The 16,769-nt window shown below is 39.1% G+C and carries 7 protein-coding genes and 1 pseudogene; all 8 read left to right on the plus strand.

Going from position 1 to position 16,769, the window contains the following annotated elements; all coding sequences use genetic code 11:
• Positions 1–5: 5 nt before the first annotated feature.
• Positions 6–2,378: an ABC transporter permease gene (locus RAO94_10375; protein ID MDP8322744.1), complete on the plus strand. Its 2,373-nt coding sequence runs from the start codon at positions 6–8 to the stop codon at positions 2,376–2,378.
• Between the two features lie 6 nt (positions 2,379–2,384).
• On the plus strand, positions 2,385–4,787 hold the full coding sequence (locus RAO94_10380; protein MDP8322745.1) for an ABC transporter permease: 2,403 nt from the start codon (positions 2,385–2,387) through the stop codon (positions 4,785–4,787).
• A 9-nt stretch (positions 4,788–4,796) separates the two neighbouring features.
• Positions 4,797–7,211 (plus strand): ABC transporter permease, encoded by a 2,415-nt coding sequence (locus RAO94_10385; protein MDP8322746.1) that lies wholly within the window; start codon positions 4,797–4,799, stop codon positions 7,209–7,211.
• A gap of 8 nt (positions 7,212–7,219) precedes the next feature.
• Complete coding sequence (locus tag RAO94_10390) at positions 7,220–9,598, plus strand: ABC transporter permease (GenBank protein ID MDP8322747.1); 2,379 nt, start codon at positions 7,220–7,222, stop codon at positions 9,596–9,598.
• A 17-nt stretch (positions 9,599–9,615) separates the two neighbouring features.
• Positions 9,616–10,272, plus strand: a complete 657-nt coding sequence (locus RAO94_10395) for an ABC transporter ATP-binding protein (protein ID MDP8322748.1) — start codon at positions 9,616–9,618, stop codon at positions 10,270–10,272.
• Positions 10,273–10,320: 48 nt separating this feature from the next.
• Positions 10,321–12,015: pseudogene (locus RAO94_10400) on the plus strand (C25 family cysteine peptidase).
• Between the two features lie 13 nt (positions 12,016–12,028).
• Entirely contained in the window at positions 12,029–14,362 is a 2,334-nt protein-coding gene (locus tag RAO94_10405) for an ABC transporter permease (GenBank protein MDP8322749.1), read from the plus strand.
• 10 nt (positions 14,363–14,372) lie between these two features.
• Complete coding sequence (locus RAO94_10410; GenBank protein MDP8322750.1) at positions 14,373–16,763, plus strand: ABC transporter permease; 2,391 nt, start codon at positions 14,373–14,375, stop codon at positions 16,761–16,763.
• Positions 16,764–16,769 lie beyond the last annotated feature (6 nt).

Raw genomic sequence — 16,769 nt, forward strand, 5'->3', positions numbered from 1 at the left:
ATATTATGATATTCAGTATAATCAAGACAGCGATCAGGCATTTATATAAGAGAAAAGCGTTTTCTTTGATCAATATACTGGGACTGGCTATAGGAATGAGCTGCTGTATATTCATATTGCTCTGGGTGAGTGATGAGCTTAGTTATGACAGATTTCATCCTAATTTTGAGAATATCTATCGCGTGGCAGAAAATCAGAAACAGGGAGATGACCCCTTTCCTGTAGGTGTCACTCCTGCTCCCTTAGGTCCTGCAATGGTAGAAAGTTTTCCTGAGATAATTAACAGTGTGCGTATTCAATATGGCGTAAGCGGATTAATAAAATACGATGATAAATTGTTTCGTGAATCAGATATTATTCTTACCGATCCGTCATTTTTTGAGGTATTTAATTTTCCACTGTTGAAAGGTGATAAAAGTCAGGTGCTGGCAGAGAATAGCTCATTTGTGATCACTGAATCCATTGCCAAAAAGTATTTTGGAGACGAAGACCCCATTGGTAAAGTGTTAAATTTTAATAATGCTATCGATCAAACAGTAACTGGTGTGATGGCAGATCCCCCTGCAAACACCCATCTTCAATTCGATATAATAGCTCCATTTAAAATTCTGGAACAGTTTGGTGCTGATCTTGAAACCAGTTGGGGCAGTAATTCATATATTACTTATGTGGAACTGGCAGATAAGGTGCCATATAAGGAATTGAACGCAAAAATTGAGGATTTTCTATCTGAACATGATCCTGGATATTATGTGGAATTGCATTTGCAGCCACTTAAAGACATGCACTTGAAATCTAATTATACTGCAGACTGGAGTGGGCATGGCAGTGAGTTGTACGTTAAGATGTTTTCATTAATTGCTGTATTTATCCTGGTGATCGCCTGCATTAATTTCATGAATTTATCTACTGCCCAGTCACCATTAAGAGCACGCGAGATTGGCATTAGAAAAGTTGCAGGTGCAAATCGCAGTTTGCTTATCTGGCAGTTTTTGGGTGAATCTTTGCTGATAGCGTTCCTGGCACTGTGTATTGGTATTGTCATAGTAGAAATTCTCCTGCCTTATTACAATACTTTTACCGGCAAGGAGATGAGCCTTGATCTTACGGGTAACTGGAGATTATTAACTGGTATTATATTAATTGCTTTGATCACAGGATTTGTAGCTGGCAGTTATCCAGCTCTGGTATTATCAGGATTTAAGCCCGTACAGGTATTAAAAGGCAAAGTAAGCAGCAGTAAAGGTGGAGCGATATTTAGAAAGGTGTTAGTGATCTTTCAGTTCACACTTTCCATAGCTTTGATCTCAAGCACTATGATAATATTTAAGCAGATAAATCTCATACGCAATATTGATCTGGGCTATAATAAAGATCAGATCATTAAAATAAATCAGAATACAAGTTTGAGACCCCAGTTTGAGGCATTTAAAGCAGAATTATTAAGTAACCCCAGGATAAAATCACTTACTACCTCCAGCGGACGACCTACAGATATTTATAACTCCGGGTATGGATTAAGTTGGGAAGGGATGCCGGATTCCGAAGATAGAAGACATCTAGTGCATACTCTTAATGTGGGTCCGGGTTTTTTTGAGACATTTGATATCAAGATCAAAGAAGGCAGAGCTTTTTCTAGTGAAATTACATCTGATACTTTGAATTATATCTGTAATAGTGAAGTGCTTAAGATAATCGGAAAAGATAATCCTCTGGGAATCGGGATATCATATTATCGTGAGGAAGAAGGGGAATTAATCGGAATAGTAGAAGATTTTCATTTTAAATCTTTGCACAGTAAAATAGAACCTTTAATAATCTCATTTGCAGATAAAAATGTACATGATCAGATATTCATCAGGATGCAGACAGGTGATATGGAAGCAACTTTATCTGATATAAAAACATTATGGGAAAAATACAGTGATGATTATCCTTTTGAATACAGGTTCCTGGATGAATATTATGATCGATTATACAAGGCCGAATTCCGGATGAGCAAATTGTTCAACCTGTTTGCTGTCCTGGCAATTCTGATTTCCTGTCTGGGTCTCTTTGGGCTGGTTTCTTATACAACAACCTGCCGGATCAGGGAGATAGGTATCAGAAAAGTAATGGGAGCAAGCGTCGCGAACATTCTGGTGCTGCTATCAAGCAGATTCCTGATATTAGTTATATTCTCAAACCTTCTGGCAGGAGCACTTTCCTGGTATTATATGACGAAATGGTTAGATAATTTTGCTTATAGAATAGATGCCGGGATATTGAATTTTATCTATGCTGGTCTAATTGCTCTGGGGGTTGCCTTGATCACTTTGAGCTGGCATACGCTTAAAGCAGCAAACGCTAATCCCATAAGATCATTAAGGTACGAGTAGGCAGCCATGTTCAGGAATTATCTGTTAACTGCGCTCCGAAATATCAGAAGAAATAAGCTTCTGACGGTGATCAATGTTACAGGTCTCACTCTTTGTTTTGTTTGTGTATTTTTAATCGCCGTTTATTGCCTGAATGAATGCTGTTACGATAAATATAACAAAAATTCACAGGATATCTACAGGGTGATCAGATCCTATGAATCTGCTGATGGGGTGCTCAGATACGAAGGTAATTGTCCTGACAGAATTGGAAGGGATTTCCAGTTGTCATATCCTGATCAGGTTTCATCAGTAAGTAGATTATGGAATTACTGGGGACTGGGTTTTAATATTCAGTATAATGACGTGCTCTATCAGGAGAAGAATCTATTTTATGCCGATAAAGGTATATTTGATATTTTTGATATTGAAGTATTAGCTGGTGATGTTTCAGGATCATTTGATCAACCAGGTCAAGTGGCAATATCGGAAACAACAGCAAAGGTTTATTTCAATGGTGAAGATGCGGTTGGTAAATCGCTGAAAGTCAATAATGGTTATGATCTAACCGTTTGCGCCGTAATAAGTGATCTCCCCCGACAATCGCATCTTCACTTAGATTTTATTGCTTCATTTTCTACGTTGGAAAGTCAACCCTGGAATAGATATTTAGGGTCACTCGATAGTGACTTCTGCTATGTTTACTTATTAGCAAACAGTGGTAGTCAGGAGCTGGAAATAGCTTTTGACAGTTATTGCCAAAACCACATACCAGCAGAATATAGAGATCAGAATAAATTACTGCTTCAGCCTTTAGAAAAGATTCACCTTGATAATAAACTGGTGGATGAAATAGAAACTGGGGGAAACCGGAAGCAGTTATTTATTCTGAGATTCATCGCCATGTTTCTGCTTCTGATCACTACAATAAATTATATAAATCTAAGCCTGGCATCCAGTAGCAGAAGGCTTCATGAAATCAATCTTTATCGGGTAAATGGAGCCAGCAGAATTCAAATTATCTGGCAATTCCTGATTGAAGCTTTAATAATATGTACATTTTCACTCCTGGCAGCAATGACGATCATTGAATCATCATTACCAGTGATCAGCAGATATGTTGGCATATATTATCAAAATTCTCAGATCTGGAGTCTGAGATCAGTTCTGCAGCTTATCAGCACGGGATATTTTATCAGTATTTTAATTAGTATCTATCCAGCTATAATAATCTCTCGGCTGAGTCAGAGTGAGTTCATAAATTTCCAAATAGTAACATCAAAAAGCCTTATCTGGAAGAAATTGCTGGTGATCACTCAGTTGATGATAACAACAATTCTGATCACCAGTTCATTGGTAATCTCCAAACAGGTCAATTTTCTGGAGAATTTTGATACCAATTATGATAAAGATAATCTTGTCATCCTGCCGGTGAATAATACGCCCATAGCAGATGAGAAATATCAGGCATTCAAAGATGATATACTCTCTAATGGTAAAGTTGAGAGTGTTTGTGGAATGCGTACTATAGCGGGTATGAATCATATCAGTGAGGGTTTTTCAATCACAGAAGATTTTTCTGAACAATCAAAAGTACCTTTCCTTCTGGTGAGAGATGATTTTCCGGCAACATTTGGGCTAAATATTGTTGCCGGGCGTAACTTTGTAACTGGAGATAAAGGCGATATAGATTCAGGAGTTTTAATAAATGAAGAATATGCGCAGGTCTTGGGATATGAGCCAGATGAAGCGATAGGCAGAAACCTGTATCATCAAGGTTGGGGCAAATTGACTATCATTGGAATCGTGAAAGATTTCAATTTTGAATCTTTGCACCGCGATATCAAACCTTTGGTGATCAAGCAGATATGGGAAAGCAGGTATTCATCATTAACTGATTATATTGCCATCAGGACTACTGTGAATGAAACAACTAAGATCATCCCCTATTTAGAGGAAACCTGGGAGAAATCCGCTCCGGAAAGCGCTTTTGAGTTTATGACGTTAAGAACTGGTTTGAGTGGAAATTATGAGAATGAAAGAATTACGGGAAAGATCACGGTTATATTTACTTATATTGCCATTATCACAGCAAGTTTTGGTCTTCTGGGTTTGATGCTGTTGATCACAGAAAATCGCAGGCGCGAGATCGGGATCAGAAAATCGCTGGGAGCAGGTATTTATAGTCTGATAATGCTTGTTATCACAGAACAGCTCAATCTTACTCTATTAGCATTTATTTTAGCTATACCGGCTGCCTTGATATTTTTAAACCAATGGCTGGCAAATTTCGCCTACAGAACGTCAATATCGCTTGAATCAATTTTAACTGCAGGTTTAGTGATATTATTGATTTGTATCTTTACGATAAGTATTCAGATATTAAAGGCAAGTCATACAAATCCTGCTGATATTTTACGAAATGAATAGGAGTGCATTATGTTCAAAAATTATGTAAAAATTGCTATAAGAAATATTCTAAGAAATAAACTTTATTCTCTTATCAATATATTGGGACTTACTATTGGGATAACTGCCTGTTTACTTATTATGTTATTTATCAATTATGAGTATTCTTATGAAAATATGTTTTCCAAAGCGGACAGGATATATCGCGTACTTACCATTGATGCAGCACTGGGTACAAATAAGCAGAGGGTGGGTATCACAATGCCTCCTTTGGGAACTGTTCTGACGGATAACTTTCCTGAAATTGAAGCTGCTACGCGAGTATCCGGTGGACGCAGAACGTTGATGCAAATCGGAGACGAACAAGGGATTTATGCTGAAAAAATGAGAGCAGCAGACACCAATTTCTTTGCAATATTCGATTTTAAATTATTGAAAGGGGATATTCAAACGGCACTTTCCGAACCTTACAATTTAGTTTTAACCACTAAAATGGCTAATTCATTATTCGGTGATAAAGAGGTGATGGGAAAGTCTGTGAAAGCTGCTGGAATAGAAATGACAGTGACTGGAATAATGTCAGATTTACCGGCTAATACTCATTTCACCTTTGATGCCCTGGCTTCGATTTCAACTTTTGCAGCTCTGGCAAAAGCACAACAACCGGAAAACAGCACCAGACCTATCTGGCTGGAAGAGTGGCAGATGATTGCAATGCCCACTTATATGCTGGCTGCCCCCAAAGCTGATCTAACTGGTCTTGATGAGCGAATTACAGCTTTAACCAGAGAATATGATGTGGGAGAAAATTTCACTATTACCCTGCAGGCTCTCAATGATGTCCATCTTCATTCCACAGACGTTATCTTTGATAGAATCGCTAATAAAGGAGATATTAAAAATATTTACATTTTTGCTATAATTGCTCTTTTGATTTTGGTCATTGCAACAGTGAACTATATGAATCTTTCAACTGCCTGCAGTTTGCAGCGCTCCCGTGAAGTAGGCATCCGAAAAGTTGTGGGATCTCAAATCAGCCAGCTCCGTATGCAGTTTCTGGGTGAATCACTGGGAATCACACTGCTATCGATATTGCTGGCAATCCCTTTACTGGAACTTACAATACCTTTTTTGAACAGTATCTCTGGTTCTCAGATTATCATGGGTGGTGAAGAGTTACAATTGATAGGTTATTCCATGCTGGCGATCTGTATTTTGATCGGTATTCTGGCAGGATTATACCCGGCATTTGTGTTATCCCGCTATAAACCGGTTCAGGTTCTAATGGGGGCATTTAAATCACAGGATAAAGGTGTTTTACTGCGTCGTATATTGGTGATATTTCAGTTCACCCTTTCCATTGCCATGATCGGACTAACGGTGATCATTCAGCAGCAGATGCATTATATCTCACAAAAAGATATTGGATATAATAGAGAGCAGGTTGCTGTTTTCGAAATGTCTGGCAGACCAATGTATAATCAAGCAGATAATTTCAGTGCTTCTCTGCGTGAATTCAGCGGGATCAAAAGTGTTGGATCAGCGAGTAATATACCAGGACGTACTTTTAGCCGAACAGGTCTTCTTCCAGAAGGGTCTGCTTCTGATGATATCTGGATTTGGAGCAGATTAAATATTAAACCTGATTTCATATCAGCACTTGATATGCAGATTATAGAAGGTAGAAACTTCCGGTCTGAAAATGAAGATTCTGATGAAAACAGCGTCCTGATCAACGAGACAGCTGTTCAGCAAATAGGCTGGGAAAATCCAATCGGTATGATGATCTATAGAGAATCTGGTGATTCTGTAGGCGTGGAGGTTATTGGAGTAGTTAAGGATTTTCATTTTATTACAATGCATCAAAACATCGAGCCAGTAATAATTTATCCTCTTTTAAATAATCCCGCAAGCTTTATTGCAGCAAAAATTGAAAAGGGCAGAATAAATGAAGCGTTGGAATATATGGAAACAAAATGGCAGGAATTTTTCCCCGATTATCCATTTAGCTTCATTTTTCTGGATGATGAATTCAATGCCTTATATTCGAGAGACCAGAATACCGGCACAGTTGTGAAAATATTCTCTCTTCTGACCATTTTTGTTGCCTGTCTTGGATTACTGGGACTTTCCAGTCATTCTATCAGTCAGCGCCGCAAAGAGATAGGAATTCGCAAAGTACTTGGTGCCACTACGGGAGAAATGACCCGGCTTCTACTATTAAATTTTATCCAGTGGGTAGCTCTGGCAAATATTTTTGCCATTCCCCTTGGCTGGTATGTAGCCAGGCAGTGGTTAAAGAATTTTGCTTACCATATAGATCCCGGGATCCTCACTTTTATCATTTCAGGAGCCATAGCTGTGCTCATTGCAATGATAGCAATTATATTCCAAACAGTAAGAACTGCAAATGCAAATCCAGCCGATGCTTTGAAATATGAATAGAAATTATTATGTTTAAGAAATACTTTTTACTTGCATTAAGGGGAATTTCCAGAAACAGGAGTTACTCCTTTATCAATATTCTGGGATTTGCTCTGGGACTTTATGTCTGCATAATCATCAGTCTTTATGTTCTTGATGATCTCACCTTTGATCATCAATTTGAAGAACCGGAGAATATCTATAGAATAGTATCTAATGATAATTCCAAGGACTGGATATCCGCTGTCACAGTGGGACCTTTATATGGGTTTCTGGAAGAAAACGTACCGGAAGTGGTGGCAGCAACGCGGATTGGACGCTATGGTGTACGCCTGCTCAGAAATGATATTGAACAACCAGATTCCATGGCAATTTTCCGTAGAGCATTACTCACCGATAGTGATTATTTCAGGGTATTTCGACCAGAAATTATCAGTGGTGAGAAAGAAAATCCTCTCTCCGATCCTAATGCTGTATATCTTACAGAAGCTACTGCTGAAGCAATATATGGTGATGAAGATCCAGTTGGAAAGAGCATTGAGATCAGTTTTATAGAGAATGGCTATGTGGCTGGAATTGTAAAAGAGCCCCCTTTAAACACTCATATGCGGTACGGTGTAATAATTACAATGGATCCTTCATTTAACCCGCTCTGGTGGGATTCATGGGAAAATCTCACCCTTACAGGATATGTGAGAGTGCAGGATAATATCGACGTTAAATCAATGGAACAAAAAATCGTTGATGTAGCCAGGCAAAATGGGATGACCACTATGTTCACGCCAGTAATGCAGCCATTACTGGAGATGCATCTTAAATCTTCTGAACTGAGGTATGATGCCTTTAATCTGAATAAAAGTGATGCCTCTATCCCTTACAGCCTTATCATCATTGCAATCCTTGTTTTGATAGTTGCCTCCATAAATTTCATCAATCTATCCACAGCAAAATCTTCTAATCGAGGTAAGGAAATAGGTGTCAGAAAGGTTCTTGGTGCTGATAAATTCCAATTATCAATGCAGTTTCTAACAGAATCAATCCTATATACAATTCTGGCAATGATCATAGCTCTGGGAGCCGTAGAAATCTCCTTATCATGGCTACAGCCATTCTTAAACAAACCTCTTGAATTTAACATCATCCAGAATCCATTCACTATTCCTTTTGCAATGTTAGCAGCGATCTTTATTGGTGTAATTTCTGGTTTATATCCCTCAATGGTGTTATCATCATTTAAGCCTATCAGTACTCTCAAAGGTGAATTTAAATCCGGTAAGAAGGGTATTGTCATGCGCCGGATTCTGGTTATCGGGCAATTTTCGATTTCTATTGCTTTAATCCTGGCAGTGCTCGTAGTTATTAGTCAATTAAAATATATGCAGAAAATCAATCTTGGTTATAATAAGGAAAGTGTTCTGGTAATCAGGACCCGGGACGTGAGAATTGATTTGGAATCAGATATATTCAAAGAGAGAGTGATGGAACTACCAGCAGTAAGCAATTCTGCCAGACTGCGTCAGCTGCCTGGTAACACATTACCTACTGCTGAGGTATATTTTGATTATCGCACAGATGAAATTGGCATAATGACTGATGAGATATTTGTTGATGAGAATTTCATTGATGCGCTTGACGTGGATTTGATCACAGGTAGAAATTTTATCAGAGGATCTCAAGCTGACTCAGCATCTTCAATATTGATGAATGAAACTGCCTTTAAAATGACGGGCTGGGATAATATTGATGGTCATAAAATAATCTGGGTTCCCGCTGATGGTGTAGATGTGGAACTTAATGTAATTGGTGTGATCAAAGACATTCATCTTGGAGAAGCAAAAAATGTGATCGAACCCATGATCATTCATTATAACCCGCGAAGTGATTTCCTGTTGGTTCGCACAAATGACATTGAACTGGCAGCCTCTCAAATTGAATTAGTGTCCAATGAGTTTTTACCGGAACGTGATTTTGATTACTTCCCGCTTAATGATATATTTATGATGCAATTCAGGGAAGAAGACAGCTTTGCGCAGAAGATAGCAGTTTTTGCTATTATCGCAATTTTGATCGCCTGTCTGGGATTATTTGCCCTGGCAGCATTCATCACAGAAAAAAGAACCCGTGAAATTGGAATACGTAAGGTGCTTGGCTCTCCCATCTGGTCTATAGTTGTATTATTAACCAGTGATTTTATAAAATGGGTGCTGATCGCAAATCTGATCGCCTGGCCCCTTGCCTGGTATGCTATGAGTGCCTGGCTGCAGAATTTTGCCTATAGAACGCCATTGAATCCCCTCTTATTTGTTGTCGCGGGTTTCGCAGCGTTGATCATTGCCATTATAACTGTAGGTTTTCATACTCTCAAAGCAGCAAACCAGAATCCAGCGAATATAATGAAATATGAATAGGAGATATAATGCTTAAAATGCAGAAAGTTTTTAAATACTACGTTAATAAATACCGGCGTGAGTATATCCTCAGGGATATAGACCTGGAAGTGAAGCAGGGAGAATTTATAACTGTGATGGGACCATCCGGGGCAGGAAAATCTACTTTGCTTTACCTTTTGGGAATGCTGGAATCTATTGATGAAGGTGAATACCTCTATAAGGATATTCCCATCCATTCCTACAATGACAAAAAACGTACAGAGATCCATAAACACGAAATTGGCTTTGTATTTCAGCAATATCATCTGATAGACGAGCTCACAGTTTATGAAAATATTGAAATTCCCCTCTTGTACCAAAAAGTGAAATCCGCTGAACGAAAAAGCCTGGTCTGTGATATCCTTGATAAATTCAATATTGTTGCTAAAAAAGACCTTTTCCCCAATCAGCTTTCTGGAGGACAGCAGCAATTGGTGGGTATCTGCCGGGCTATTATCGGGAAACCAGACCTGCTGCTGGCTGATGAACCTACCGGAAATCTCAATTCTGAGCAGGGTCTGGAAATTATGGAAGCATTAAAGAAGATGAACCAGCAAGGGACGACTATCATTCAAGTCACACATTCCCGTGAGAAAGCTGCTTTTGGTGATAGGATCATTAACCTTCTGGATGGCATGATCCAGCCAGATTAATAGCTGGAGATAAATATGAAAAAGTATCTTGTGCTCGGATTGGTTATCATGTTTTACCTATGCCTTTCTGCTCAGGATAATTTCCTGATTGTTGCTGATCAATACTGGGAGGACAATCCTTCTTTAAATGATTTCTGTGACTGGAAAACGGAAAAGGGATTTGCTATTACCAGCCTTTTTTGTGAATCTGAAAGCACAATTGAAGAAATTGATTCCTGGGTTGAAGAACAGTATTTTCTTCTGGAGCCTGCTCCAAAGTTTCTTCTGCTGATTGGTGATGCCACTGGAGATTACAGCATTCCCACTCAGTCGGAAGGTTTGCCGAATGGTCCTGGAGATATCCATTCTGACCTGATATATGGAGTAATTGGTGAAGTAACTGACCTTAATAGAATTCCTGATATTTATGTTGGCAGATTTCCTTGCAGCAATGGAATAGAATTATCTGCTCTGGTAAACAAAACTATCTGGTATGAAAAAGATCAGTACCTGAATGCTGCTGATCTCTCCTATCTGTCAAATGCTCTGGGGGTTTCCAATAATAGTCCAGATTATGCTGATCATCGGAATGCTGTGATCAATTATGGCTGGGACTGGTATTTTAACGATACATACTATAATCCCTATACTTATGAAACAAATGGAATAAATGGCATCAGCATGTTGTATCCCCATGCGGATACTTTAGCATTGGTGCAGGATATAAAAAATGAAATTAATTCTGGAACTGGTTTTTATTACTATATAGGTAATTCTGATGCCTTTCGATTTAAGTATCCAGATTTCACAATTGCGGACCTGGAAGAATTGGATAACTATCAAAAATACCCAATTGTGATGGGTGGGGGCTGATGCTCGGCAACATTCCTTGAGAATGATTGCTTCGGTGAAGCATTTATTAATCTGCCTGATAAAGGTGGTGTTGCCTATATAGGTAACACCACCAGAACTTATCTAAATGTAAACTGGAAAATAGCTACCGGGAATAATGATCCCTTCCTGCCCCTTACTCCAGATCAAATGGGACTTTTTGATGCCCTGATGCACCCGGAATATGATAATCTGGGTAGGATCATTAATGAAATGCGTCATGCTGTAGAAGGAGTCAATGGTATTGATGAAAGCCTTAAAACGAGACATATTTATTCGCTTACGCTGCTTGGTGATCCTTCTTTGACGCCATGTCTGGGTATTCCACAGGAGCTGGATGTACAATATAACTATTTCATTGACCAAAGCTTATTTTTTGATCTTACTACAGAGCCTAATGCCCTTTTTGCTCTATCAGACAGTGAAGGGAATCTGATTTATGCAGAAAAGGCTGATGCGAATGGCTCAGGATTTGTTATACTGGAAGATTTCAATGAAAATTTTCTCAGGTTGACGATCACTGCCAAAAACAGGATACCCTACTTTGCAAATATTTATCTTACTCATAATGATAGCAGCAATATTGCTCCTGCTTCCACTCGCTGCTGTAATTATCCTAATCCCTTTAATCAATCAACCACTATCTACCGGATGAATGAGCATACCAGGCGTCAGGAAAACGACAAAATTCATTATCAGATATTTAACCTGAAGTGTGAAAAAGTTAATGAGTTCTGGCTTTCAGACAGCAAACCGGAATACTGCTGGGATGCCAGAAATGAGCAGGGAGAAATCCTCCCATCCGGCATTTACCTGATCAAGGCAGATGATCATGAAAATGAAACTGCTGGAAAACTGCTTTTACTAAAATGATCTGGAGCAGATTATGCTGAAAAATTATTTGAAGATAGCTTTAAGACATTTGCAGAAACATAAGGGATATTCTTTGATCAATATTCTGGGTCTGGCTCTGGGTATGACAGTTAGTCTCCTGCTGTTGCTCTGGGTCCAAGATGAACTGCTGTTTGATAAATTCCATCAGGATATTGAAAATATTTACCAGATTTCCATGTATGATGAGCAAAGTGCTTCTCCTTCCGGAGGTAGAACTATACCCCTCAAAATGGTACCAGTTCTAAGAGATAATTATCCCGAGATAAAAAATGCAGCCCGGTATCGGTTTTTTAATAATCTTGCACTTAATTATAACGACAAAGATTTTAATGAAAGTAACGTGATGGCGACGGAGCCAAATTTCTTTGAGATGTTTGATGTGGAGTTTATCAGAGGAGATGCCGCAACTGCGTTGTCTGATCCCAGTTCTATTATTCTCACCAGCAGTTCTGCACATAAAATTTTTGGTAATGAATCTCCTATGGGAAAAGCTATCATAGTCAATAATGACAGTCCCTTTACTGTTACAGGGATCATTAAAGATTTTCCTGTTCAATCAAGCTTGAATATTGATTATATCATTTCTTTTGCTGTGATGGGTGAAAGAGCTGATACCTGGAGCTGGGAATGCTCCGGCTTTGTGCAATTGTATCCTAATACTGATTATGAAAAATTTGCACCAAAGATCAAAACTGCTCTGGTTGATCATAGCCCCAGGGAGATAGATCAGGATATGCTCTACCTGCAACTATTTAGTCATGTGCATCTCTATTCCCCCTTAGATACTCCAGACGGTTTGATTATGGTTTATGTTCTTAGTGGCATAGCAATCCTCATTCTCCTCATTGCCTGTATCAATTTTATGAACCTGGCAAATGCCCGTTATGCCCTGCGCACCAAAGAAATTGGTGTAAGGAAAATAATGGGGGCTCAGAGGAAACAGATCATAATGCAGTTCCTCTCAGAATCAATGTTAATCACCTGTATTGCCATGCTTCTTTCTATCGCCCTGGTTGAACTCCTATTGCCTCAATTCAATCTATTAACTGCCAAAAATACCTCCATTACTATCTCAAATCTCCTATTCATCATTGGCTTTCCTCTAATTGTGCTATTTACAGGGATTTTTGCCGGAACATATCCTGCCTTTTTCCTCTCATCTTATTCACCTGTTCAGATCTTCTGTCATAAATTCAGCTCGGATTCCATGAAATCTTTCCGTAAATTACTGGTAGTTTTCCAATTCACGATCTCCATTATTCTCATTATTCTATCTTTTGCAATTTATCAGCAAATCAATTATATCAATAAAAAAGACCTGGGTATTAATACAGATTATGTGATTCATCTGCCTATGCGAAATGAACAATATCAAAAGTATGATACTATCAAAGAAGAACTGCTCAAAAATAGAAATGTATTGGCTGTAACCACTTCCACTTCTCTTCCCTCACAAGTGGGAAACGTAAACCCCGTCACCTGGGAAGGAAAACCAAATGACGATAGAGTGATTTTTCGCTTCTATAACACTGATAATGATTTCTTTAAGCTCTTTCAGATTCCATTTGTTGCCGGTAATGGTTTTACTCTGGATAAAGCAGTTCATCCGGAAATTGAATACGTGGTTAATGAAACTGCGGTCAAATTAATGGAAATGAAAGACCCGATTGGTAAAAAATTCAGCATGTTCGGCCATGATGGTTATATAGTGGGAGTTATCAAGGATTTCCATAATACCTCACTTTCAGGGGAAATAAGACCTCTTCTCATCTCGCAGCTTAGTTGGTTCAGAAGTATTATCATGATCAGAATTGCTCCTGAAGATATGAATTCCACCATTAAATACATCGAAAATTCCATGGCTGAAACCTGTCCCGGCTTCCCCTTCTCATACACTTTTCTGGATGAAAGTATTGCCAGAATGTATTATGATACCAGACGTACTCATTCTATTATTTTATATTTCACTTGCCTGGCTGTTTTTATCTCCTGCCTGGGATTATTTGGTTTGTCATCTTTTATGACAGAAAGACGTGCCAAAGAGATCAGTATCAGAAAGATCTTAGGCTCGAGTACTAATAACCTCATATTCCAACTCACCAGCAGTTTCCTTCGCTGGGTGGCTATCGCAGCCATTATTGCTATTCCAGTTGCCATGTATCTGGCAAATCTCTTCCTAAAGCAATTCGTCTATCACTATGATCTTACTATCCTTGATTTTGTGATCCCAATTGCTTTGCAATTCCTGCTGGCTGTTGTCACAGTTGGCTATCAAACTCTTCGGGCTGCACACTCGAATCCCGCTGATATATTAAAATACGAGTAGAGGTTATAAAATGTTAGTAAATTATTTACGTATCGCATTCAGAAATATCTGGAGGCAGAAAACATATTCTGCCATAAATATCGGTGGCTTTGCCATTGGCCTGGCTGTATGTCTGATCATTTCATTTTATGTGATTGATGATCTCACTTATGATCATTTCCACAAAGATGCCGAAAATATCTATCACCTGCTGACAGTTGATAATTCTGAGGATGAAGGAGCTCTCAGTTATTCAATTACAGCCGGACCTCTTGTTGCAGGTATGGCAGATGCTGTTCCAGAAATCATAGCTGCCACGCGAATCACCGCAATGGGAATAAATCTACCTTTGCCGGGAAATGAAAATGAGACTGATGAAGAAACTACGATCGCTGCCAGAGTTCTTTTGGCAGACAGCAGTTTTTTTGATGTTTTCAGTTTTGAAATACTTGCTTCTGACCAGAATCATCCGCTAAGTGATCTTAGAGGTGTCTATATATCTGAATCTTTTGCTGAAATGCTGTATCCTGAAGGTGACGCTGTGGGAAAACCTCTCGTTAACCCTCAAATGGAAGATGCTTATATTGCCGGGATAATCAGGGATGTACCTCACAATTCGCACCTGCAATTTGATCTGATAGCACCTTTGAATACCAGGGATAATCCAGTCTGGTGGGAATCATGGGAAAATCTTGCTCTTATCGGTTACTTTCGGATATATCCGGAAGCTGATCCTCAGGTCGTTTTGGGAAAATTGAATACTTATGCCACTGAAAACGGGTTTGCTGAAGTATTTGCTGTTGGAATGCAACCACTCCTGGACGTTCATATGGGTTCAGCACATCTGCGTTATGACTTTCTCAATAATGGCAAAACTGACCGGATGAAGGTTTACACATTGGCAATTGTTGCTCTGCTGGTTTTGATCATTGCTTCCATTAATTTTATCAATCTCTCCAGTGCCAGAGCTGCTCGCAGAGCTTTGGAAGTTGGTATTAGAAAAGTGGTGGGAGGTAATCGCAGGCAGCTTTTCAGGCAATTCATCGGAGAATCAATACTTACTACTTTTATCGCCATGCTCATTGCCCTGGTGCTCTTTGAGGTTGCTTTACCCTACCTGAATAACTTCCTCCAAAAGGATATCAGCTATAATCTGATAGAAAATTATAAATTTAGTATTTATATTCTGGTAATGGCAATCATGGTTGGCTTTCTGGCTGGTTTATATCCTGCTTCAATTTTATCCTCTTTCACTCCCGTAAAAGTGCTAAAAGGCAAATTCTCTACCAGTAAAAAGGGTGTTATTCAAAGAGTTATTCTGGTGGTATTACAATTCTCTGTCTCGATTGCTTTGATCATTTCTGTCCTGATCGTTCTGGATCAGGTAAAATTTTTGCAGAAAACAGATCTCGGCTATAATAAAAATAATGTTCTGGTGATCAGAAACGTATTTCGAGATCAGGCTCAACTCGTTAAAGAGCAAATAGAAAACCTCACTTTCGTGGAGGGAGTTGCTACTTCTTCCAATTTACCAGGAGGCACACTTGTCCGTCTGGAAATTATCCCTGAAGGTTATACCCGGGAAACTGGAATGATGTTTGACCGTCTGCAAATTGATGATAACCTCATTGATCTGCTAAAGATAAACTTAGTTGAAGGCAGAAACTTTGATCCTGAGTTGATTACTGACCCTGAAAGTTCTATTATCATCAATGAAGCTGCTGCCCGAAAACTCAACTGGGCTCATCCACTTGGTAAAAAGATCACTATGATAGACCAGAATGAAGATCGCCTCGAACGAACTGTGGTCGGCGTTGTAAAAGACTTTAATTTCACCACTGCACGTCGCCAGGTAAACCCCATGATCATCGCCCATATTGGTCAATTCATCCCTCGTTACCTGGTGAGATTACAGAATGATGATCCAGCTTATCAGCAGGCTATTGAAGATATTTTTCATTCAGTGGATCCAGAGGTTCCATTCAATGCCAATTATCTGGAAGATATCTTCAGTTTTCAGTTCCAGCAGGATCTTGTGTTTGCTCAGAATATCACAATCTTTGCTGTTTTGGCTGTTTTTATCGCTTCCCTGGGGCTCTTTGGTCTGGCATCGTTCACTGCTCAGCAGAGACGGCGTGAAGTTGCTGTCCGCAAAGTTCTGGGTGCACCAGTAGGCTCTATAGTTCTTATGATGTCCAAAGATTTTGCCAGATGGGTGCTGATGTCAAATATCATTGCCTGGCCCCTGGCATATTTCATCATGAAAAACTGGTTAAGCAATTTCGTATATCAAGCTCCTATAAATCTGTTATTCTTTATTATTTCCGGTTTGGCTGCTCTAATTATTGCCATGTTGACCGTCAGTTTTCATGTGCTTCATGCTGCTGGCACTAATCCTGTACTGGCTCTGAAGTACGAATAGGAGAAA

This window comes from Candidatus Stygibacter australis (assembly GCA_030765845.1).
In the GTDB taxonomy this organism is placed as follows: domain Bacteria; phylum Cloacimonadota; class Cloacimonadia; order Cloacimonadales; family TCS61; genus Stygibacter; species Stygibacter australis.